24 protein-coding genes are annotated in these 21,486 nt (G+C 62.4%); 9 read left to right on the top strand and 15 right to left on the bottom strand.

The window, feature by feature from the left end:
* Window positions 1–112: 112 nt before the first annotated feature.
* From AC2FL1_RS08935 to AC2FL1_RS08905, 7 genes are all read left to right on the top strand, one after another.
* Entirely contained in the window at window positions 113–1,513 is a 1,401-nt protein-coding gene (locus tag AC2FL1_RS08935; protein WP_496876682.1) for a 1-acyl-sn-glycerol-3-phosphate acyltransferase, read from the top strand.
* A 110-nt stretch (window positions 1,514–1,623) separates the two neighbouring features.
* A complete protein-coding gene (ccrA, locus tag AC2FL1_RS08930) occupies window positions 1,624–2,910 on the top strand; it encodes a crotonyl-CoA carboxylase/reductase (RefSeq protein ID WP_011046131.1) in 1,287 nt (428 codons plus the stop codon).
* Between the two features lie 213 nt (window positions 2,911–3,123).
* Window positions 3,124–3,342, top strand: coding sequence for a hypothetical protein (locus AC2FL1_RS08925; protein WP_496825386.1), 219 nt, complete (start codon window positions 3,124–3,126; stop codon window positions 3,340–3,342).
* Window positions 3,281–4,000 carry a helix-turn-helix transcriptional regulator gene (locus AC2FL1_RS08920; protein WP_496825387.1) on the top strand — a complete coding sequence of 240 codons (720 nt, stop codon included), beginning with the start codon at window positions 3,281–3,283 and terminating at the stop codon, window positions 3,998–4,000. The genes AC2FL1_RS08925 and AC2FL1_RS08920 overlap by 62 nt, the downstream gene beginning before the upstream one ends.
* A gap of 82 nt (window positions 4,001–4,082) precedes the next feature.
* Complete coding sequence (locus tag AC2FL1_RS08915; protein WP_496876681.1) at window positions 4,083–4,721, top strand: acyl-homoserine-lactone synthase; 639 nt, start codon at window positions 4,083–4,085, stop codon at window positions 4,719–4,721.
* 59 nt (window positions 4,722–4,780) lie between these two features.
* The gene (locus AC2FL1_RS08910; RefSeq protein WP_496876680.1) at window positions 4,781–6,316 is read left to right on the top strand and encodes an ATP-dependent DNA helicase; all 1,536 of its coding nucleotides are present in this window, start codon (window positions 4,781–4,783) and stop codon (window positions 6,314–6,316) included.
* Window positions 6,313–7,041 carry an SDR family oxidoreductase gene (locus tag AC2FL1_RS08905; protein ID WP_496876679.1) on the top strand — a complete coding sequence of 243 codons (729 nt, stop codon included), beginning with the start codon at window positions 6,313–6,315 and terminating at the stop codon, window positions 7,039–7,041. The genes AC2FL1_RS08910 and AC2FL1_RS08905 overlap by 4 nt, the downstream gene beginning before the upstream one ends.
* A 3-nt stretch (window positions 7,042–7,044) precedes the next feature.
* Here AC2FL1_RS08905 and AC2FL1_RS08900 read toward each other — a convergent pair whose 3' ends face one another.
* The 10 genes from AC2FL1_RS08900 to AC2FL1_RS08855 form a co-directional block, all read right to left on the bottom strand.
* Window positions 7,045–7,818 carry a TIGR02186 family protein gene (locus AC2FL1_RS08900; protein ID WP_496876678.1) on the bottom strand — a complete coding sequence of 258 codons (774 nt, stop codon included), beginning with the start codon at window positions 7,816–7,818 and terminating at the stop codon, window positions 7,045–7,047.
* A 1-nt stretch (window position 7,819) separates the two neighbouring features.
* Entirely contained in the window at window positions 7,820–8,740 is a 921-nt protein-coding gene (locus tag AC2FL1_RS08895; RefSeq protein ID WP_496825392.1) for a sulfite exporter TauE/SafE family protein, read from the bottom strand.
* Between the two features lie 91 nt (window positions 8,741–8,831).
* Window positions 8,832–9,797 carry an ABC transporter permease gene (locus AC2FL1_RS08890; RefSeq protein WP_496876677.1) on the bottom strand — a complete coding sequence of 322 codons (966 nt, stop codon included), beginning with the start codon at window positions 9,795–9,797 and terminating at the stop codon, window positions 8,832–8,834.
* Window positions 9,797–10,891: an ABC transporter permease gene (locus tag AC2FL1_RS08885; RefSeq protein WP_496876676.1), complete on the bottom strand. Its 1,095-nt coding sequence runs from the start codon at window positions 10,889–10,891 to the stop codon at window positions 9,797–9,799. Before AC2FL1_RS08885 ends, AC2FL1_RS08890 begins: the two co-directional genes overlap by 1 nt.
* Window positions 10,891–12,420: an ABC transporter ATP-binding protein gene (locus tag AC2FL1_RS08880; protein ID WP_496825393.1), complete on the bottom strand. Its 1,530-nt coding sequence runs from the start codon at window positions 12,418–12,420 to the stop codon at window positions 10,891–10,893. The genes AC2FL1_RS08885 and AC2FL1_RS08880 overlap by 1 nt, the downstream gene beginning before the upstream one ends.
* A gap of 123 nt (window positions 12,421–12,543) precedes the next feature.
* Complete coding sequence (locus AC2FL1_RS08875; RefSeq protein ID WP_496876675.1) at window positions 12,544–13,542, bottom strand: BMP family lipoprotein; 999 nt, start codon at window positions 13,540–13,542, stop codon at window positions 12,544–12,546.
* 158 nt (window positions 13,543–13,700) lie between these two features.
* Window positions 13,701–14,114: a GNAT family N-acetyltransferase gene (locus AC2FL1_RS08870; RefSeq protein ID WP_496876674.1), complete on the bottom strand. Its 414-nt coding sequence runs from the start codon at window positions 14,112–14,114 to the stop codon at window positions 13,701–13,703.
* Window positions 14,111–14,701, bottom strand: a complete 591-nt coding sequence (gene tsaB, locus AC2FL1_RS08865; RefSeq protein ID WP_496876673.1) for a tRNA (adenosine(37)-N6)-threonylcarbamoyltransferase complex dimerization subunit type 1 TsaB — start codon at window positions 14,699–14,701, stop codon at window positions 14,111–14,113. The genes AC2FL1_RS08870 and tsaB overlap by 4 nt, the downstream gene beginning before the upstream one ends.
* On the bottom strand, window positions 14,691–15,254 hold the full coding sequence (locus AC2FL1_RS08860) for a NifU family protein (protein ID WP_234219669.1): 564 nt from the start codon (window positions 15,252–15,254) through the stop codon (window positions 14,691–14,693). The genes tsaB and AC2FL1_RS08860 overlap by 11 nt, the downstream gene beginning before the upstream one ends.
* 121 nt (window positions 15,255–15,375) lie before the next feature.
* Window positions 15,376–15,990, bottom strand: coding sequence for an FMN-dependent NADH-azoreductase (locus tag AC2FL1_RS08855; protein ID WP_496876672.1), 615 nt, complete (start codon window positions 15,988–15,990; stop codon window positions 15,376–15,378).
* Window positions 15,991–16,117: 127 nt separating this feature from the next.
* Between AC2FL1_RS08855 and AC2FL1_RS08850 the strand changes: the two genes are divergently transcribed.
* On the top strand, window positions 16,118–16,708 hold the full coding sequence (locus AC2FL1_RS08850; RefSeq protein ID WP_496876671.1) for a CGNR zinc finger domain-containing protein: 591 nt from the start codon (window positions 16,118–16,120) through the stop codon (window positions 16,706–16,708).
* Between the two features lie 53 nt (window positions 16,709–16,761).
* Here AC2FL1_RS08850 and AC2FL1_RS08845 read toward each other — a convergent pair whose 3' ends face one another.
* From AC2FL1_RS08845 to AC2FL1_RS08825, 5 genes are read right to left on the bottom strand one after another with little or no spacing between them, the layout of a single operon-like run.
* On the bottom strand, window positions 16,762–17,355 hold the full coding sequence (locus tag AC2FL1_RS08845; protein WP_496825400.1) for a 2-hydroxychromene-2-carboxylate isomerase: 594 nt from the start codon (window positions 17,353–17,355) through the stop codon (window positions 16,762–16,764).
* A gap of 7 nt (window positions 17,356–17,362) precedes the next feature.
* Window positions 17,363–17,818, bottom strand: coding sequence for a universal stress protein (locus tag AC2FL1_RS08840; protein ID WP_496825401.1), 456 nt, complete (start codon window positions 17,816–17,818; stop codon window positions 17,363–17,365).
* A 39-nt stretch (window positions 17,819–17,857) separates the two neighbouring features.
* Window positions 17,858–18,922 carry an AbrB family transcriptional regulator gene (locus AC2FL1_RS08835; RefSeq protein WP_496825402.1) on the bottom strand — a complete coding sequence of 355 codons (1,065 nt, stop codon included), beginning with the start codon at window positions 18,920–18,922 and terminating at the stop codon, window positions 17,858–17,860.
* Complete coding sequence (locus tag AC2FL1_RS08830; protein ID WP_496876670.1) at window positions 18,919–19,782, bottom strand: branched-chain amino acid aminotransferase; 864 nt, start codon at window positions 19,780–19,782, stop codon at window positions 18,919–18,921. The genes AC2FL1_RS08835 and AC2FL1_RS08830 overlap by 4 nt, the downstream gene beginning before the upstream one ends.
* Window positions 19,783–19,842: 60 nt before the next feature.
* Window positions 19,843–20,304, bottom strand: a complete 462-nt coding sequence (locus AC2FL1_RS08825) for an Lrp/AsnC family transcriptional regulator (RefSeq protein WP_011046150.1) — start codon at window positions 20,302–20,304, stop codon at window positions 19,843–19,845.
* A 129-nt stretch (window positions 20,305–20,433) separates the two neighbouring features.
* On the opposite strand from AC2FL1_RS08825, the gene AC2FL1_RS08820 reads away from it, so the two are divergent.
* Entirely contained in the window at window positions 20,434–21,483 is a 1,050-nt protein-coding gene (locus tag AC2FL1_RS08820; RefSeq protein WP_496876669.1) for a Leu/Phe/Val dehydrogenase, read from the top strand.
* The last annotated feature ends 3 nt before the right edge of the window (window positions 21,484–21,486 follow it).

Below are 21,486 nucleotides of genomic sequence, written 5' to 3'. Positions count from 1 at the left end.
ACTAAGGGGTTCTAAATCGCAATTTTCGGGACATGTCAATTCGCTGCATTGCGGCGAAGCCATCTCGCATCATTCGATTGTGAGGGGCCGCGATTGGTGGCAGTGTGCCGGAATGACGCAGACCGTGGAACTCCCGCTTTGGCTATTCGTGCTGATCGTGCTGTTTGCCGCGGTCACCTTCGCCTCGCACTTTCTTTTCCCATCAGTCCGCTGGTTTTTCCGCCGCAGGCTGGAACGCGCGGTTGCCCGGTTGAACACGCGGTTGGCCCGACCGATCCAACCCTTCAAGCTGGCCCGCCGTCACGACATGATCCAGCGGCTGATCTACGATCCAGAGGTGGCGCGGGCCGTGCGCGACCAAGCCCAGGCCGAGGGTATCCCCGAGGCGGTCGCCTTCGAGCAGGCGCGACGTTATGCGCGCGAGATCGTTCCGGGCTTTTCGGCCTTTACCTATTTCAGTTTTGCAATCCGGTTGGCACGCTTTCTCTCGAACGCGCTCTACCGTGTCCGGCTGGGCCATGTTGACGCCGAGGCGCTGCGGGGCATCGACCCCGAGGCGACGGTGGTCTTCGTCATGAATCACCGAAGCAACATGGATTACGTTCTGGTCACCTATCTGGCTGCCGAGCAATCCGCGCTCAGTTATGCGGTGGGCGAATGGGCGCGGGTCTGGCCTCTCAGCCGGCTGATCCGGGCGATGGGCGCTTATTTCATCCGCCGTAGATCGCGCAGCGATCTCTACCGCAAGGTGCTGGCCGCCTATGTCCGCCACGCGACCGAAGCTGGCGTGACACAGGCGATGTTCCCTGAAGGAGGGCTCAGCCTGTCGGGCGGGTTGGGGCGACCCAAGCTGGGTCTGCTGAAATACATCGTAGACGGCGCCGACCCGGCCGGGCGCGATGTGGTCTTTGTTCCCGTGTCGATCAACTATGACCGGGTGCTCGAGGACACGATCCTGACAGCGGCCGCCAGCCGCGGAGAGCGCCGTTTTCGCGCGCGGATTGGCGTGATCACGATCTGGTTTCTCAAGCAGTTCTGGTGGCGGATCACCGGACGGTTTCACCGCTTTGGCTATGCGGCCGTCAGTTTCGGCAGGCCTCTGTCTTTGTCCGGATTTCGAACCAAGGCCAAGGGAGACCCGACAGTACCGCTGGCACGCGAACTGATGGCGCGGATCGGGGCGGTGGTGCCGGTGCTGCCGGTGCCGCTGGTGGCCTGGCTGATCCAGCAAAACGGGCCGATGACCCGCAGTGCTTTGGCCGCGGGGTTCGATCATGCCCTTGCTGCGTTGCCGCATGCACATATCCACATGCCGCGCGAAGACCGCCACTATGCGATCGAAGTCGGGCTGCGGCAGTTGATCGAGCGGCGCATCCTGGTCGAGAGTGATGGCCGCTTTGGTCCGAGTACCGAGCGGCAGGACCTGTTGGCCTATTACGCGGCCTCGATTGCACATCTTATGGATGGTGGCGCTGCATATGCAGCGGAACTTTCTGCGATTGCAGGGTCATAAAATTTCAAAACATCGACCAAATGCTATTGCAATATTGCGCAGCCGTTTGTAGGTCATGCTGAGGGCCGCGATTCTGCGTTGCGGCAAAAAGATCGAAAAAGGAGGCCACCATGGCTTTGGACACCGACAGCGGTATCGCGTCCTACGCGGCGCCCGAGAAAGACCTCTATGAGATGGGTGAAATCCCCCCGATGGGATTCGTGCCGAAGAAGATGTACGCATGGGCGATCCGCAAAGAGCGCCACGGTGATCCCGATACCGCGATGCAGGTCGAAGTGGTTGACGTGCCGACGCTCGACAGTCACGAGGTGCTGGTTCTGGTGATGGCCGCCGGCGTTAACTATAATGGAGTCTGGGCCTCCAAAGGTGTTCCGATATCGCCCTTCGATGGCCATGGACAGCCCTATCACATCGCCGGTTCCGATGCTTCGGGTATCGTCTGGGCCGTTGGGGATAAGGTCAAGCGCTGGAAGGTCGGCGACGAGGTCGTGATCCACTGCAATCAGGATGATGGTGACGACGAGCATTGCAATGGCGGTGACCCGATGTATTCGCCAAGCCAGCGGATTTGGGGTTATGAGACGCCGGACGGCTCCTTTGCCCAGTTCACCAATGTACAGGCGCAACAGCTTATGCCGCGGCCCAAGCACCTGACTTGGGAAGAAGCTGCATGTTACACGCTGACGCTGGCGACCGCTTACCGGATGCTGTTCGGCCATGAGCCGCATGATCTCAAGCCCGGTCAGAACGTTCTGGTCTGGGGGGCGTCCGGTGGTCTAGGGTCCTATGCGATCCAGCTTATCAATACAGCGGGTGCGAACGCGATTGGCGTCATCTCGGATGAAAGCAAGCGCCAGTTTGTCATGGACCTTGGCGCAAAGGGTGTCATCAACCGCAAGGATTTCAACTGCTGGGGTCAACTGCCCACGGTGAACACCCCCGAATATGCCGAGTGGTTCAAGGAAGCCCGCAAGTTCGGCAAGGCGATCTGGGATATTACCGGCAAGGGCGTGAACGTGGACATGGTCTTCGAGCACCCCGGCGAGAGCACGTTCCCGGTCTCGACCTTCGTGGTAAAGAAGGGCGGTATGGTTGTGATCTGCGCGGGCACCAGCGGCTACAACCTGACCTTTGACGTGCGCTATATGTGGATGCACCAGAAGCGCCTTCAGGGCAGCCACTTTGCCCATCTCAAGCAGGCAATGGCCGCGAACCAGCTGATGGTCGAGCGTCGTCTCGACCCGTGCATGTCCGAGGTGTTCACCTGGGCCGATCTGCCTGAGGCGCATATGAAGATGATGCGCAACGAGCACAAGCCGGGCAACATGTCGGTGCTCGTGCAATCGCCCCGCACCGGTCTGCGCACCCTCGAAGAGGTTCTGGACGCCCGCGGTTAACCCAACCGCCAGACCTGACTGACATGATGGCCTGCGAATCACGACCATGGTTCGCGGGCCATTTTTATTTTTTGGGCACGTTCTCGGGGTTTCAGGAGGTTAGAAATTTCGACCTCGCTACTTTTGGGGAGTGGAAAGCAGTGAATTTTCGCCCGCAAGCCGCACATGCTATAGTTGTGTTAACCTTTCGTTAACCGTTTCGGAGAGACTCTGATGCCGCAAACTGAGTGGATACTGGACGTCCTGTCGGACCTCAAAACCTTCGCCAGCGCGAACGGGCTGAGTGCTCTGGCCGAGCAGCTCGACGACACCAAGATCGTTGCCGCGGCAGAAATCGCGTCCAAGAGAGAAGAGGCGCTGTTACCGACCCATGGGCAGAAAGGTCAACCTGAACCCGATTTTGGAGGACTTGGACGCCACCAGCGCGCTTGAAGATCTCGAAAGGGTTACCGTCAAACTGCGCGATACGCTCGAAATTGACCATATCGTCTATCATTGGGTTGACAGCGCAGGCGATCAATATGGATGTGCAACCTATCCTCAGGCCTGGCAGGAACGGTATCTGGAAAAGAACTATCATCGGATAGATCCGGTGATTCTGGGATGTTTTCAAAGGTTTCACCCGGTCGACTGGAAGCGACTCGACTGGTCCGGCAAGGTCGCCAAGGCGTTCTTGCAGGATGCGCTGGAACACGGGGTCGGCAATCAGGGATATTCGATTCCGATCCGAGGCCCGAACGGACAGTTCGCGCTCTTCACGCTGAACCATGTCTGCGATGACGCGGAATGGTCCGAATTCACCGAAACCTATGGGCGCGATCTGATTCTGATCGCACATTTTTTTAACCGCAAGGCGCTGGAATTCGAACGCTCGCGCCAACCGGAGCAACCTCGCAATCTGTCGCCGCGCGAGGTTGACGCGATGACGTTGCTGGCTCTTGGTTACAGTCGGGCACAGGTGGCGCATTCGCTGTCGATCTCGGAACACACCCTGCGGGTCTATATCGAAAGTGCCCGTTTCAAACTGGGCGCGCTCAACACAACTCATGCGATAGCGACTGCCATGAGTCGTGGGCTTATCGTGGTTTAAGCAGCGTCCGCACTGCTGACCAGATGTTAACCATTCGTATGTACCCCTTTTGTTCCATAACGGACGGCAAGGGAACGAACGAATGCTGCGCTATTTGTATGCAGATGAACTGCATCGGTATCCGAAACTCGCGAAATCCATGTTTGTGGATCGTGCGGACCAGTTCAAGACACGCCTGGGATGGAATGTACACGTCAATGAGCACGGGGAAGAGCGCGATCAATACGACGATCTGAACCCGCTTTATGTCATCTGGGAAGAACCCGATGGCAGACATGGCGGCTCGATGCGATTTCTGCCCACGACCGGGCCGGTCATGATCAACGATGTGTTTGGGCACCTGACCGGCGGCAGCCCGATTTGCAGCCCGCTGATCTGGGAGGTGACGCGGTTCTGCCTCTCGCGGCGGGCCAGCTCGCGAGTGGCGGGGGCGATCATGCTCAGCGGTGGCGAAGTCATGGAGGGTTTCGGCCTGACCCATATCGCCGGGGTCTTTGACGAGCGGATGATCCGGATCTATCGGCTTATCGGTTCCTCTCCCGAAGTCTTGGGGAGCGAGGGGGAAGGCCGCGACAAGATTTATGTCGGGCTCTGGCCTTTCTCACCCGCCGATTGCACCCGGGTCGCCGAACGGGCGGGCATCCCGCGCGAGTTGTCACGGCTCTGGTTCAACCGCGCCTTTGGCAGGGCGGGCCGCCATCGGATCGTGCGTACGGGATAATTTCCGAACCGGTCCGGTCCTCTCTGGCACGGCGCGACCACCGACTGTAGGGTCGCGCCATGACCACAAATGCTGTTACCTATTCCGATGATCAGGCCAATGCCTTTGACGCCATTGCCGAGCTTCTGCGTGCGGCCGGGGTCGATCTGGACGATGATGCGCTGCTGCGCCCGCCCGGCGGGGGCAAGACCGGGGTGATGGCAGTGATTGGTAAGGCGGGGTCGGGCAAGACCCTGTTGCTGGCCGAACTCTGCAAGGCTTTGACTGAGGCCGGGGTGCAGGTTGTTTCGGGTGACTACGAAGGCCGCAAGAGCAAGGACCGGCGCACGTTGGCGGTACTTGCCCCCACCAACAAGGCCGCCAGCGTACTGCGTCTGCGCGGGGTCCCCGCAACCACGATCCATCGTATCCTCTATACTCCGGTCTATGATCCCGATTACGAGCGTATCGCCGAATGGCTGGCCGGCAATGGCGAAAGGCCCGAGATCGAGGGGCTGAGCGATGCGGCGCTCGACCGTGCGGCGGCGTTTTATGCACGCAACACATCAATTCCCGGCGCGTTGGCGGCGGCGGGATTGCGCGGGTCGGATTTCATAACCGGCTGGAAACGCCGCGAGGAACCTCTGGATATCGGTTTCATCGACGAGGCCTCGATGCTGGATGACCGTCAGTTCGAGGATCTGAAAGAGATCTTTCCCACCCTGATCCTGTTTGGCGATCCAGCGCAGCTGGCACCGGTCAACCAATCCGGCTCGATGGTGTTCGATGGGTTGCCTGCGCCGCGTAAACTGACGCTCAGCCGTATTCATCGGCAAGAGGCCGACAGCCCGATTCTGGATTTGGCCCATGCTCTGGCTGATCCAACGCTCGATTTCGAAGCGTTCGAGCGCATGGTCGAAGACAAGGCTAGACAGGATGATCGTGTCGTCTGGGGCGGCAGGGTCGAGGTCGACCTGATGGCCCGCAGTCCGGTCCTGGTCTGGCGCAACGCCACCCGGATTCGCCTGATTAACGCCTTTCGCTCGGTCCACGGGGCGCCTGAGACCGAACTTCTGGAGGGTGAACCGCTGATCTGCGACGGGATCGAGTTGCCGCTCAAACACCGCAAGAAACGGCTCGACCTCGAAGCGCGAGGCCTGATCAAGGGCGCGCAGGTGATCTATCTGGGCCCCGGCCGCAAACCGGGTTTCTCGCGCCTGCATGTGATGGGCGCGGAGGATCCTCAGGTCAGCGCCGCCTCGATCGTCAAGATCGAAAAACCCGACGAAGAAGAACCTTTCATTCCTTTCGCGGCACGCATGGGGGCGACGTTCCTGCATGGGGCGGCGGTGACCATCCACAAGGCGCAGGGGTCGCAATGGGAGACGGTGCAGGTCTTTGCCCCTGACATCTATGCCGCTGCCCGCGCCGGACGCGTCGAGGCAGGGCAACCCCTCTGGAAACGACTGGCCTATGTGGCAATCACCCGCGCGCAGGAGAGGCTGATCTGGGTGGTGCGCAATCGCCTGTCGAAACCGACCTATCCGCTGCGGGTCGATGATCTGCGGCAGGCCGCCGCGCCGGTGCTGACGCTGGAAGAGGAGCAAGAGGCATGAGAACCATCCTGATCACAGGTGCCAGTTCCGGCATCGGGCGCGCCACCGCCGAACTGTTCCTTGGGGAAGGCTGGACCGTGGGTTTGCTGGCTCGGCGTGGAGAGATGCTGGAGGAAATCGCGGCAGGTCACGACCGCGCGGTCCCGCTGGTCGCGGATGTGACCGATCCACAGTCAGTCGAGCGGGCTGTTACCCGGTTTCAGGGCAGGGTTGGGCGGCTGGATGTGCTGTTCAACAATGCGGGTATCTTTGCTCCGGCCGGCACCATTGACGAAATCGCTCTCGATGACTGGTTCACAACCGTCAATGTGAACCTGAACGGTATGTTCCTTTGCGCCCGAGCCGCTTTTGCCTGGATGCGAGGGCAGGCGCCACAGGGTGGTCGGATAATCAATAACGGGTCGATTGCGGCCCATGCACCCCGGCCGAACTCGATCCACTACACCACGACAAAGCATGCGATCACCGGTCTGACCCGTAGCTTGTCACTGGATGGCCGCGCCTTTGGCATCGCGGCGGGACAGATCGACATCGGCAATGCCCAGACCGATATGGTACGGGGCCTGAACGAAAGGGCGCTGGCCGAAGGCCGCACGCCTGATCCGTCGATGGCGGTCGAGGACGCGGCCCGATCGGTTCTGCACATGGCGACCCTGCCGCCCGAGGCAAATGTCCTGTTCATGACGGTGATGGCGACCACGATGCCCTATGTCGGGCGCGGCTGAGTTCTAGTTTCCGCGCAGCGCCCGGAATGCGGCAGAGGCGCCCCAACCGGCGGCGATCGCAATGGCCAGCGACATCAGCCCATACAGAACCGGTTGCTGATGCGCCAGATTGAACAGGAACCGTTCCAGCCCCACCTTTCGCACGTCGATCGTGGTTTGGAAGTTCGAAACCACCTTGCCGCCGCGAGTCAGGAAGATACGCGCGACATATTCGCCCTCGGTCAGGTTGGCGGGCATGTCGATCTCGGTCCGGAACAGGGTCTGCTCATCCACGGCAACGGTGTTCTCGCGGATGGAATACAGCCCTTCGTTCTGGCGAATGCGAACAACGGCTCGGGTAAACTCTTGCGCGTCGGCTATGTTCATGTCGGCGCCTACCGAGCGGATTGCCCGCTTGATGGAAACCTTGTGGCGCAGGTCCTCGGTATCGCTCAGGGCCTGGCTGAACGGCGCACTGGTCGCGGCGGCATAGAAACTGGGGGCTGAATCCACCAGAACGCTGTCGGTGTTGACCCAGATTCCCAGCTTCTTTTCCTTGCGGCGAACCAGCACCGGGGTCGAAGGACCCGACACCGCCACGATCACCTGAAGCGGATCGCCCTGCGGGATCGGTGTTTCGCGCTTCACCGCGCCAAAGATCAGGATGTCTGAACCGTCAAAGTCGGCGGTGATCGCAACACGATCACGGCTCAGGCCAAGTACCACTTGTTCTTCGGTGGCCGTGGCCATCAGCGGCATCACCAGCGCCAGCAGAGTGGCAAGAACGACGCGGCGCATCTCAGTGCCCCCCCGAGGCGCCAAGCGAGAAAAGCTCGCTGGGCATCAGCAGAAGGTCGAGTGCCAGTTTGGCGCAGACCGCCAAAACCAGCCCAGCCAGCAGGATACGCAGTTGCTCGGCCTTCATCCGGGCGCCGATCACCGTTCCGATTTGTGCACCGACCACTCCTCCGATCAGCAGCAGCACCGCAAGCACCACGTCAACCGTGTAGTTGGTGGTGGCATGCAGCATGGTGGTAAAAGCGGTGACAAAGATGATCTGGAACAGCGAGGTGCCCACCACGACCTTGGTCGGCATGCCCAGCAGATAGATCATCGCGGGCACCATGATAAAGCCGCCGCCAACCCCCATGATTGCTGACAGCACGCCGACCAGCAGACCAACCACCACAGGCGGGATGACCGAGATATAAAGGCCCGAGGTGCGGAATCGCATCTTGAACGGCATCGCATGGATCCAGCCACGCTGGCGCCGTTTTGGGACCGCGCCACCTGTCTTGCGCGATTTACGGATCGCATTCAGGCTTTCGATGAACATCAGACCGCCGATGATGCCCAGAAAGACGACATAACAGAGCTTTACCAGCAGATCGACCTGGCCCAGGCTCTTGAGATAGTTGAACAGGACCACCCCCAGCGCCGCGCCGGTCAGGCCGCCGATCAGCAGGATGGTTCCCATCCTGAAATCGACCGTACGCCTTCGGAAATGCGCCAGAACCCCCGAAAAGGACGAGGCGACGATCTGGTTCGCTTCGGTCGCCACCGCCACGGCGGGCGGGATGCCGATGAAGAACAGCAAGGGCGTCATCAGAAAGCCGCCACCAACCCCGAACATGCCCGACAGGATGCCGACCATGCCGCCGAGGCCCAGCAGCAGGAACGCGTTGACCGAAACCTCGGCAATGGGAAGGTATATCTGCATGTTTTTTGTTAAACCGGCATGCCCCGTCAAATCAACGGGGAATGCCGCTTTGCAGCGAACAGGACCGAAATTCCCCGGGGAACTGGCCCTATCACCGCTCTTTCACATAGGGTTCGCCACCCGCGCGCGGGGGAATCGCCTTGCCGACGAATCCCGCCAGGATCACCACGGTCAGGATGTAGGGCAGGGCGTCCATCACCTGGACGGGGATTACGACACCGCCAAGGTCGATATTCTGGAACCTGAGCGCAATGGCTTGCAGCAGCCCGAACAGTAGGCAGGCCCACATCGCATGCAACGGGCGCCATTTGGCAAAGATCAACGCCGCCAGCGCGATAAAGCCGCGTCCGGCGGTCATGTCCTTGACGAACCCGGCCTGAAGCGCAGTGGCCAGGTAGGCGCCGGCTATACCGCAGAGCACGCCGCAGATCATCACCGCCGCATAGCGCAAACCAACGACCGAGACACCGGCAGTATCGACAGCGGCCGGATTCTCGCCCACCGCGCGCAGGCGCAGGCCGAATCGGGTGCGATAAAGCAGCCACCAGGTGCCGGGCACTGCAAGAAACGCCAGATAGACCAGCACCGAATGGCCCGACAGCAACTCGGCATAGATCGGCCCCAGAACGGGGATGCCGCTCAACGTCTCGGCCAGCGGCCAGTCGATCGGTTCGAACCGGGCGCCCCCGAACAGCGACGGCGTGCGCCCGCCCTGCTTGAACCAGTCCTGCGCCACCAGAACAGTCATGCCTGCGGCAAGGAAGTTGATCGCGACCCCGGAAATCAGCTGGTTGCCGCGAAAGGTGATCGAGGCCAGCCCATGCAACGCTGCCAGCACCAGAGACGAGGCGATCCCGGCAAGAAGGCCCAGCCAGACCGAACCGCTGACCGCGGCAACGGCTGCGGAAAAGAACGCGGCCATCAGCATCTTGCCTTCAAGGCCGATGTCGAAAATGCCCGCCCGTTCGGAATAGAGCCCGGCCAGGCAGGCCAGCAACAGCGGCGTCGACAGGCGGATCGTCGAGTCGAGCACCTGGATGATCGTCAGGAAATCCATCACGCTTTGCCTTTCCGCAGGGCCAGGAAGACTTTCTCCAGCGGCATCCGCACCATGTTGTCCAGCGCCCCGGTGAACAGGATCACCAGCGCCTGGATCACCACGATCAGTTCGCGCGGGATGTTGGTCCACAAGGCCAATTCAGCGCCGCCCTGATAGAGAAAGCCGAACAGGATCGCGGCCAGAAATACCCCGAAAGGGTGGCTGCGCCCCATCAGCGCCACGGCAATCCCGATAAAGCCCGCGCCTTCGGTTGAGTTCAGGACCAGCCGCTCGGCCTCGCCCATCACGTTGTTGGTGGCCATGAGCCCGGCCAGCGCGCCCGAGATCAGCATGGCGACCATGGTGATCTTGAAGGGCGATATCCCGGCATAAAGCGCCCCGGACTCGGAATGGCCATAGGCGCGGATTTCATATCCCAGCCGGGTGCGCCAGATCAGCGCCCAGACCACGACACAGGCCAGCACCGCCACCAGCAGCGAAACGTTTGCCGGTGCCGCCTTGGAAAAGCTGATGCCGATCGGGGCCAGCAGCTCATGCAGGGTGGGCAGATGCACGGCGGTCGGAAAGCGTTCGCTGGCCGGGTCCATCGAGCCGTCGGGCCGCATCACATTGACCAGCATATAGTTCAGCAAGGCCGCAGCGATGAAGTTGAACATGATCGTGGTGATCACGATATGGCTGCCCCGGCGCGCTTGCAGATAGGCCGGGATCGCGGCCCAGACGGCCCCGAACAGCATCGAGGCCGCGCAGGCGGCCAACAGCGCCATCGTCCAGTGCGGCCAAGGGATGTAGAGGCAAATCATCGCCACGCCAAGCCCGCCCAGCATTGCCTGCCCCTCGCCGCCGATGTTGAACAGGCGGGCATGAAAGGCGACGGCCACGGCCAGGCCGGTGAACATGAAATTGGTGGCGTAATAGAGCGTATAGCCCCAGCCATAGGTCGACCCCAGCGCCCCCGATACCATCATGTTGACGGCGGCCACCGGATCCTCACCGATACCAAGGATCACCAGTGCCGACAGGATCGCGGCCAGGATCAGGCTGATCAGCGGGATCAGCACCACATCGGCCCATTTGGGCATCTTGTCCATCAGGCGGCCTCCCCGTTGACACCGGCCATCAAGAGGCCAAGTTCCTTTTCATCCGTCTCGTCGGGCAGGCGTTCGCCCATGATATGGCCGTCGAACATCACCGCGATACGGTCGGCGAGGCCAAAGATCTCCTCCAGCTCGACCGAGACGAGCAACACCGCCTTGCCCTGATCGCGCAGGGCGACGATCTGTTTGTGAATGAACTCGATGGCGCCGATATCGACGCCACGCGTGGGCTGACCGACCAGCAACAGGTCGGGATTGCGCTCGATCTCGCGCGCCACGACGATCTTTTGCTGGTTTCCGCCCGAGAAGTTCTTGGCCGCCAGCCAACCGTCGGCAGGGCGGACATCGAATTTCTCGATCTTGCGGTCGGTATCGGCGCGCAGGGCGGCGTTGTTCATGAATATGCCGGATTGATAGGCCGGATCGTGGTGATAGCCAAAGGCGACGTTTTCCCAGGCGTGGAAGTCCATGATCAGACCTTCACGCTGGCGATCCTCGGGCACATGGGCCACATGGGCGGCGCGGCGGGCACGGGCGTCGGATCCCGGGCCGCTCAGCGGCAGCGGGGCGCCGTTCAGCCGGATCGCGCCGCTGCCTGGGCGCATGCCGCCCAGCACCTCGAGCAGTTCCGACTGGCCATTCCCGGCAACGCCGGCAATGCCCAGGATCTCGCCCGCGCGCACGGTCAGGTCGATGCCCTTGACCCGTTCGACTCCCTTTTCGTCGGTTACGCGCAGGTTTTCGATTTCCAGGATCGGTTGGCCGGGTTTTGCGGGCACCTTGTCGACGCGCAGCAGCACCTTGCGGCCCACCATCAACTCGGCCAGATGTTCGGGACTGGTTTCGGCCGTCTTGACGGTGGCCGTCATCTCGCCGCGCCGCATGACGCTGACCGTGTCAGTCGCCTCCATGATCTCGCGCAGCTTGTGGGTGATCAGGATGATCGTCTTACCTTCGTCCTTGAGCCGGTGAAGGATGCGGAACAGCTGATCGGCTTCGGCCGGGGTCAGCACGCCAGTCGGCTCGTCCAGGATCAGGATTTCGGCCTGACGATACAGCGCCTTGAGGATCTCGACCCTCTGCTGCATGCCGACGCCGATCTCTTCGATCACCGCATCGGGGTCGACGTTCAGCTCGTATTCGGCGGCCAGCTCGGCCAGGGTTCGGCGGGCCTTGGCCAGCGAGGGTTTCAGCAACCCGCCATCCTCGGCGCCCAGAATGATGTTTTCCAGCACGGTAAAATTCTCGACCAGCTTGAAATGCTGGAAAACCATGCCGATTCCGGCGGCAATGGCCGCCTGGCTGTCAGGGATCTCGGTCTTCTTGCCGTTGATCCATATCTCGCCCTTGTCGGCCTTGTAGAAGCCGTAAAGGATGCTCATCAGGGTGGACTTGCCCGCACCGTTTTCGCCGATGATACCGTGAATGGTGCCGGGGGCGACGCTGATCGAGATGTCCTTGTTTGCTTGCACAGGCCCAAAGGATTTGGAAATCCCTTTAAGCTCGATGGCGGGGACGGTCATGTCTTGTCCTCGATGGCCGAAAGGGCGCTCATCCGCCTAGGCGGGCGTTTTCGCAAGGATGGCCCGCAGGGCCGAAGGAGCGCCGGGTGAATGCGGGCCGGAGGGTCCGGCCCGCGATCTGGATCAGAACTTCAGTGCGGGGCAGCTGTCGTTCTCGTAATAGCTCACCACGTTCAGCTTGCCGTCGATGATGTCCTGGCGGGCCTGATCGACCGCCGATTTCATCTCGTCCGAGATCAGGGCGGCGTTGTTGTCGTCCAGCGCATAGCCCACGCCCTCTTCGGCCAGACCCATGTTGAAAACGCCGGTTTCGAGGTTTTCGCCGGCCTTCATCGCGTCATAGACGGCCACATCGACGCGTTTCAGCATCGAGGTCAGCACCTTGCCGGGATGCAGGTGGTTCTGGTTGCTGTCGACGCCGATCGACAGAATGCCCTCATCGGCGGCGGTCTGCAGCACGCCGACACCGGTGCCGCCGGCGGCGGCATAGACCACATCAGCGCCCTGGCTGATCTGCGCTTTGGTCAGTTCCGATCCCTTCACCGGGTCGTTCCATGCGGCCGGAGTAGTGCCGGTCATGTTGGCCACGATCTTGACATCGGGGTTCACCGCCTTGGCGCCCTGGGCATAGCCGCAGCCAAAGTGACGGATCAGCGGAATGTCCATGCCGCCGACAAAGCCCACGGTGCCCGATTTCGAAGCCATCGCCGCCATCATGCCGACCAGATACGAGCCTTCGTGTTCGGCAAAGCCGATCTGACGGATGTTCGGCGCGTCAAGCCAGGTCACGTCGACCGCGACGAACTTGGTGTCGGGATAGTCGGCGGCCACTGCGCTCAGCGGGTCGGCCATGGCAAAGCCCATGGTGATGACCGGGTTGGCGCCTGCCTCGGCAAAGCGGCGCAGCGCTTGCTCGCGCTGGGCTTCCGATTGCAGTTCGATCTCGCGGAAGCTGCCGCCGGTCTCCTCGGCCCAGCGCTGCGCGCCGTTGAATGCGGCCTCGTTGAACGACTTGTCGAACTTGCCGCCCAGATCAAAGATCAGGGCTGGTTCGGCCAAGGCGGCGCCTGCGGTCAGCGCCATCGCGGCGGCGGCTCCCATCAGGGATTTCATCAGGGTCATTTTATACTCCCGTTGGTTATTGTTCCCGGGGCGGTGGGCGGACCAGTCACCCCGCTCAGAGCGAGCAGAACTGCTGTGATGCTGGCAATTAAGGACGGTTGCAAGCCTGCCGGTCAACCGCTTTTTGACCGCTTGGTCCGAGAATGCGGCGCTTGCCGTCAGGGCAGGGGGCGCTCCATCACGATGGCATCGGCTGTCTCTCCACTCGGACGCCGGTAGTAGCTCCGGCGCAGACCGCAGGGCGCATAGCCGCAGGAGGTATAGAGTGCAATGGCCGGTTCGTTATCGTCCGCGACGTCAAGCAGGGCGCGGGTGGCACCGGCATGCGCCGCCTGTATCTGCCACTCATTCATGCAGGCGCGGGCCAGCCCCTGGCGGCGCTGGTCCGGATCGGTGGCGATGGTCAGCAATTCGGCCTCGCCCGCGATCACCTGAAACAGGGCGAAACAGCGGAGATTGCCGACGAGATGGGAATGCGGATTACCCAGCAGAGCGGTGAACTCCGACTCGCTCCAGGGGCGCGACTGGGTGAAGGCGCGGCCATGCAGCCGGGCCAGCTCTGCCGGTGTCATGGATCGAGCAGCACCGGAGGCCGGTCGCGTGATGGCGCCGCATCTGCCGGGCGGACATAAAGCGGGGCCGGCGGGATGGTGGCATCGCGCCAGCGCGGGGCGGCGGCATGGGCGATGGCCTCGGCCAGCCCTTGCGGGCTGTACTCGGCCTGAAGCGGGCCAAGCGCCTCGGCCTGATCCCGGGGCAAGAGCTGTGGGGTGCCGCCATCGGGGGCGAGGTAGACGTGATCGCGGGGCGCGGGGATCGCCGGGTAGACGCCCGGCGGGGTCAGCAGCGCGCGGGCCTCGAACCCGTCCACGCCGACTGCCGGGATGCCAAGCCCCAATGCCAGCCCGCGCGCGGCCGAGACGGAAATGCGGATGCCGGTGAAATTGCCCGGCCCGATACCGACGCCGATGGCGTCGAGATCGCGCCAGCCCAATCCCGCTTCTCTCAGCATCTCTTCGAGCATGGGCACCAGCCGCTCTGCCTGACCGCGCGTCATTTCCTCGGCGGTGGCGGCGACGATCCGGTCACTCACCAGCAAAGCGGCCGCGCAATGCGCGGCCGATGTGTCGAATGCCAGAATGACCGGGTCAGACGGCAACGGGGCGCACCTCGGTTACTTCGGGAATGTAATGGCGAAGCAGGTTCTCGATACCCATTTTCAGGGTCAGCGTCGACGAGGGGCAGCCGGCACAGGCGCCCTGCATGTGGAGATAGACTACACCTCTGTCAAACCCGTGAAAGGTGATGTCGCCGCCATCCTGAGCCACCGCCGGGCGGACCCGGCTGTCCAGCAGCGCCTTGATCTGGGTCACGACCTCGGCATCCTCGCCGCTATGTTCGGCATGGCCCGAGGCGGCCTGTGCATCGGCGCCCATCACCGGCTGGCCGGACTGGTAATGCTCCATCACCGCGCCCAGGATCGCGGGTTTGATATGATCCCACTCGATCCCTTCGGCCTTGGTCACGGTTACGAAATCATTGCCAAAGAAGACGCCGGTTACCCCGGAGACAGCAAAGATGCGCGCGGCCAATGGTGATTTCTCGGCGGCGTCAGCCGAGGGGAAATCGGCGGTTCCTGCCTCCAGAACTGTCTGTCCAGGCAGGAATTTCAGCGTTGCCGGGTTCGGGGTCGATTCGGTCTGGATGAACATGGTCGGAATTCCTTATCGCTCCCCTCAGATATGAGGCGGCACCCGCCCCTTGTCAACTTTTGAACCATTCTAAATCTCGGGTTGGCCTTGATCTGGCCAACCCTTTGACGGTCACCGGTGATCACATCGCTGTCAGGGCGGCTTGGGCGCGGTCATACCCCGCCTGCGGATCGTTCGTCAGCAGCGAAGGCTGGTATCTGACGATGGTCACATCCGTGATCCCGATGGTCTCGAGCCACCACTTCAGATAGGTTGAGTGAAAATCGCTGCCATACTTTGCGTCCGCACCCTCGGACCAGACGCCGCTGGTGGTCACCACCGTTGCCTTCTTGTTCCGCAGCAGGCCCGAATAACCTTCTTCAGGGTCGAAGCCGAACAGCATTCCGGGCTGGGTAATGATGTCGATATAGTGCTTCAGCCGATAAGGTATGCCGCCGTTCCACATCGGAACGCCGAGCACGATGTGGTCGGCCGCCATGAAGCGGTCGGTGATCCGTGCAACTTCGGACCAGGCTTGTTCCTTGGCCGGGTCCATCTCGCCCACTCCGAAAAAGGTCATCTTGGCGGCGGCTGGATCGCCGTCAAAGGCGGGCAGGTCCTCGTTCCAAAGGTCAATGCGATCCACCCGGAGAGTGGGGTCTTTGGCGCGTTGTGCGGTGACGAAGGCCTCGGCAAGTGCGTTTGATTTCGATGCGACGCCACGGGGTGAGGCGACGATATGAAGAAGGGTTGGCATAGGGGGCTCCTCTGTAACCATTTAAGGTAATATGATCGGTTACATGGGGGTGGAAACTTGTAAAGAGCGATTTAGGGGGTTACGAAATGGGTCACGCCAACGTGACCTGACTCGGGGCATTCGATCCATGCGCACCACGCTTCCACCGCCTTATCTGATTGCCGACGATACGGGGGTCGAACTGCTGAACTCGATGGGGGCGCCCTATGGCGAGGAATTGGACTGGTTGCGAAACGGTACCGAGATGCTGTGTTGGATGCAGTCCGTCGGATTGCTCACCGCCGAAGAGGCTGAGGCGGTAAGTAACACGCTTGAGGCACAGGAACTTGAGGCCACCGCCTCTGACCTGCGGGAACTGCGGGCCGCGTTTCGCGACAATGTCCCCGTCGCCTCGGCCGAATTCCTTGACCGCCTGAATGCCTGTCTTGCGGAAACCAGCCGGCATGGCCGCATCGTCGTGAAGGAGGGGGGCGTGCCGGAATTGCAGCAGGTGCCAAGACTTCGAAATGGCAGCGATTTGGTCGGCCTTTGCGCCGCTGCCATAGCCGAGTCGTTGTGCCAGGGGGAACCCGGCCGGACCCGGCAATGCGACGGACCCACCTGTACCTACTGGTTTCGCGATACCAGCAAGAACAATCGGCGCCGATGGTGCAGCATGGCGGTCTGCGGCAACCGGGCCAAGGTCGCGTCACATCGCGCCCGCACCAGATCAGAGTGAACTCGACCGCTCATGCAAACGGGTGCGCGCAGGACGCCGAAGATTTGGGTCATTCAGGACCGTGCAGCCAGCGCCAGCGCCTGATCCAGCCGGTCATCGCCCCAGAACAGTTCTTCGCCCACCACGAAACTGGGGGCGCCGAACAGATCGAGCGCGGCAGCGCGTTCACCTTGCGCAAATAGCGCGGCCTTGATCTCGGGCGTTTTGGCCTGCGCCATCGCCTCGGGCGGTAGCCCTGCCTCGGCCCAGCATTCGGACATCACCTGCGGGTCCGAGATTGTCAGCCCGCGCCCGAACTGCGCGCCATAGACGGCGCGTACAAAGGCTGCGATGCCGCCCATCTCGCGGGCCACCAGTGCCAGTCGTGCCGCCGGAAGTCCATTTTGCGGGAACGGGTCGGGGCGCGTCAGCGGCAAGCCCTGCCGGGCACAAAGCCGCTCCATGTCGCGCCACATGTACCGCCCCTTGGCTGGATAGAGGTTGAAGGGTGAACTGGTCCAGCCCTGCGCTGCAAAGATCGGCCCCAGCAGGAATGGTTCCCAGTCGACCGAGACCCCCAACTCTTCGGCGGCCCGTTCGATCCGCATCGCCGAGAGATAGGAATAGGTCGAGGCAAATTCGAACCAGAATGCGATGCGTTTGCTCATGTTGGCCTCAGGTGATCGCTTCCAGCTTTTCCTTGCTCAGGTCGCCCGGCACGATGGTTATGGGAATGGGCAAGCTGCCCGACGAACGGCTCATTTGTGAAACCAGCGGGCCAGGGCCCTTCTTGTCGGTACCCGCACCCAGGACCAGAACACCGATTTCGGGGTCTTCCTGAATATGAGCAATGATCTCGGGTACGGCTTCGCCCTCGCGGATCACCAGTTCGGGCTCGACCCCCTGCTTGTCGCGCATCCATTTGGCGAACACCTCGAAATGGGCGTGGATACGCTCACGCGCCTCTTCGCGCATCACTTCGCCGACGCCGATCCAGTGATTGAACTCATCAGGTGGGATCACCGATAGGATCGCCACCCCTCCGCCGGTATGGGCGGCGCGCATGGCGGCAAACCGCATCGCGTTCAGGCATTCGCGGCTGTCATCCAGTACAACAAGGAACTTGCGCATCTCGGTCCTCCACAATCCCGGTCAATCTGCCTGAGGGGCCTAACGCTGTCCATCGCTTTTCCCTGCCGCCCTCCGCGCTACCTTCGTGGCATAGAGGGTCAGGACGACGGCCAATACGGACAGTCGGAACAGATGCGCCGCCGCGACAAAGCTGGGATCGGCGCCCATGGCGGCGCCGAGAATGATCATGGTTTCAAGACCGCCGGGCGAAAAACCCAGTAGTACATCCAGCAGCGGCAGACCGGATAGATAAGAGGCCGGGAGCGCCACCAGCGCCGCCAGGCCCGTGGTCAGGGCGACAATGGCCAGACCGGCTGTCAGGCTTTGACGCAACTCACGCCACCCCATGCCTCCAAACCGGGTTCCGATCAGCGTACCCATCAGGACCAGCGCCGCTTGCGCGGCCCAGCTTGGCAGGCCGCCTTCCGTCCAGCTCGCAAGATGCGTTGTGGCGGCCACCAGAATGCCGGCAATCAGCACATGAGCGGGCAGCCTGGCCGCTTTCAGCAGGGGGGCAAGCAACAAGGCCGCCACGAGCTGGCCAAGAATCCAGACCCATGGAGTCACGACCGACGCCTGCGGCAGGCCCGGACCGATCTCGATCCCCGCCACAGTAGCGGCCAGAGGCACCAGAAGCGTCAGCGCCATCAGACGGATCGAGGCCAGCACGACGGGGCGGGTGAGCGACAGGCGCAGGCTGTCGGCCAAGGCGATAACAAGGCTTAGGTGACCGGGGGCGGCGGCGAGAAATGCTTCATCCCGGTCGATGGGCAACAGGCGCGGGATCAGCCAACGCCCGGCCCAGGGCGTGATCAGGGTCAGCCCGGCCAGCAGGCCGAAAGCCACCGGCCAGCGCATCATCGCCTCGATGCTTTCAGGGCTCACCATAGAGCCGATGCTGAGGCCGACAATGAGAAAGCCTGTGTCGCGTAGCCGTGGCGAGATATGCAGCGATAGCCCCGACACCCCAGCCAGCGATACCAGGACGGCGGGTCCGGCCAAAAGCGCCATCGGAAAGTGTAGCAGGGCCGCAACCAACGCGCCACACGTACCGACCGCAAGCGTCAGCAGGTCCCGACGCAGCTCTGCAAAGCGCAGGATCACGCGTTGGATTTCGCCCAGTCCCAATAGAGCGTGCGCGCGCGACGGGCGATCGGGCCGATCTGGTACTGGGTGTCGTCCAACGCGGTGACCGGGGTCACTTTGCTCATGTTGCCGGACATGAACACCTCGTCAGCGGCATGGAAATCGGCAAAGCTCAGAACCGCTTCATGCACGGGAACACCGTCAGCGCGCAGATTCTTGATGTGGCGGGCCCGGGTGATGCCGGCCAGGAAGGTGCCGTTTGCGATGGGTGTGAACACCTCGCCATCCTTGACCATAAAGATATTGGCGGTGGCGGTTTCGGCCACATTGCCCAGCGCATCGGCGACCAGCGCATTGGTGAACCCCTTCGACCGCGCCTCGCGCAGCATCCGGGCGTTGTTGGGGTAAAGGCATCCGGCCTTGGCGTTGACCACCGCGTCCTCGAGCACCGGGCGGCGGAACCGGGTGGTTGTCAGCGTCGCCGAGGCCGTGGCGGGCGCCATCGGGATTTCTTCGAGGCAGACGGCGAAACCGGTGCTGTCGGCCTGCGGGATGATCGCGGTCGGATCCCCGTCGATGCCCCAGTACATCGGCCGGATATAGACCGCCTGGTCTGGGCCATAGGCCTTGAGCCCTTCGCGCACGATCTCGATCATGTCTTCGGTCGACACCGTGGGGGTCAGCATCAGCGCCTCGGCCGAGCGGTTGACCCGGGCGCAATGCGCCTCAAGATCGGGGGCCATTCCGTCAAAATAGCGGGCACCGTCGAACACGCCCGATCCCAGCCAGGCGCCGTGATCGGCGGCGCGGATGATCGGGGCGTCGCCCTCGTGCCAGCTGCCTTGGAAATAGGTGCGGATATTGCTGCCGGTTGCCATGATCGCCTCCCTCGGGTTGATATCAGGGTAGGCCTGACTGGGTCAGAGGTCCAGACCTTTCTAACGGCGGATTGCGGGCAGGCTGTCGCGCTGGACCATGGTGCGCAGGGCAAAGTTGGACCGCAGGTTGCGGATGCCGGGGATCTGCATCAGACGGTTTTCCAGAAACGCATCGAAGGCCGCCAGATCCGCTACCAGAACCCGCAGCAGGATATCGCGCGAACCGGTCATCAGATAGCATTCCATCACCTCGTCACAGGTACGGATCGCCCGTTCGAATGCATCGACGGCGGCGCGCTCCTGTCGCTCCAGTTCGACCGAGACAAAGACCGACACGCCCAGCCCCAGCTTTGCCGGATCGACCCGGGCGCTGTAACCGGTGATCACGCCGTCACGCTGCAACCGCTCCAGCCGCCGGGCGCAGGGGGTGGGCGACAGCCCGACCTTGTCGGCCAGATCCGAGATGGTCATGCGCCCGTCGCGTTGCAGGGCGCGCACAATGCGATGGTCGATCTGATCCATTGGTGAATATCTCCAAAGATAATGGATATCTTGGTGAATAACTCTAATCTTTGCCGACGCGGCGCGCAATCTTGGTGAAAAACAGCGCCGCAGTTGTGGCAGATAGAGGGCCATTCAGCGGAGGATTCCATGCAGATTACACCCGTCGCAGCGCCCGAACATGAACAGGTGGTCCGTATCGCGGACCCCGAGAGCGGGCTTCTGGGCTTTATCGCCATCCACTCCACCCGGCGCGGTCCCGCTGCGGGCGGCGTGCGGATGCGCCCCTATGCGCAAGAGGCGGACGCACTTAACGACGCGCTGCGCCTGTCGCGCGGCATGACTTACAAGAACGCCGCGGCGGGTCTTGATCTGGGCGGTGGCAAGGCGGTGATCATGGCCGATCCCGCAACCCAGAAGACGCCGGACCTGCTTGCTGCCTTTGGTGCGGCGGTCGAGGCACTTGCGGGCCGTTACTGGACCGCCGAGGATATGGGCATGACCCCCGCCGACATGGCTCGGATCGGCACGCGTACCGCCTGTGTCGCGGGCCTCGCCGATGGGGATTTCGCCAGTGGTGACCCCTCGCCGATCACCGCGCGCGGCATCTTCAACGCCATCCGCACGGCGGCGCGGCACCGCTTTGGTTCGGACGACCTGCGCGCGCGTATCGTTTCGGTGCAGGGGCTGGGCCATGTGGGCCACTACCTGTGTGGCTATCTGCATCAGGCAGGCGCCAAACTGATCGTCACCGATATCGACTCGCGCCAGGTTGCCCGCGTGGCCGAGGAGTTTGGCGCCACCGCCGTCGCGCCCGATGCGATCTACGGGGTCGAGGCCGATATCTTTGCCCCCTGCGCCATCGGTGCCATCCTGAATGCCGAGACCATCCCGCAGTTGAAGGTCCGGGTCGTTGCCGGCGGGGCCAACAACCAGTTGGCCACGCCCGAGGATGCCACCCGCTTGCACGATCTGGGCATTCTCTATGCGCCGGATTACGTGGCCAATGGCGGTGGCATCATCAATGTGGCGACCGAGATCCTCAAGATCTCGGGGCGCGAGGCCTGGGTCGCCGGTCGCCTTGCGGCGTTGGACGAGACCATGGACCGTATCCTGACCCGCGCCCGCACCCTGTCGGTCAGCCCCGCCGAGGTGGCGGATGCCACGGTGGACGAGATCCTGCAGGCCAAGGCTGCCTGAAAG

This window comes from Ruegeria sp. YKSF070 (assembly GCF_059612725.1).
Note: the sequence above shows the minus strand (reverse complement) of the source record. Positions and strands in the feature narration are given on the sequence as shown.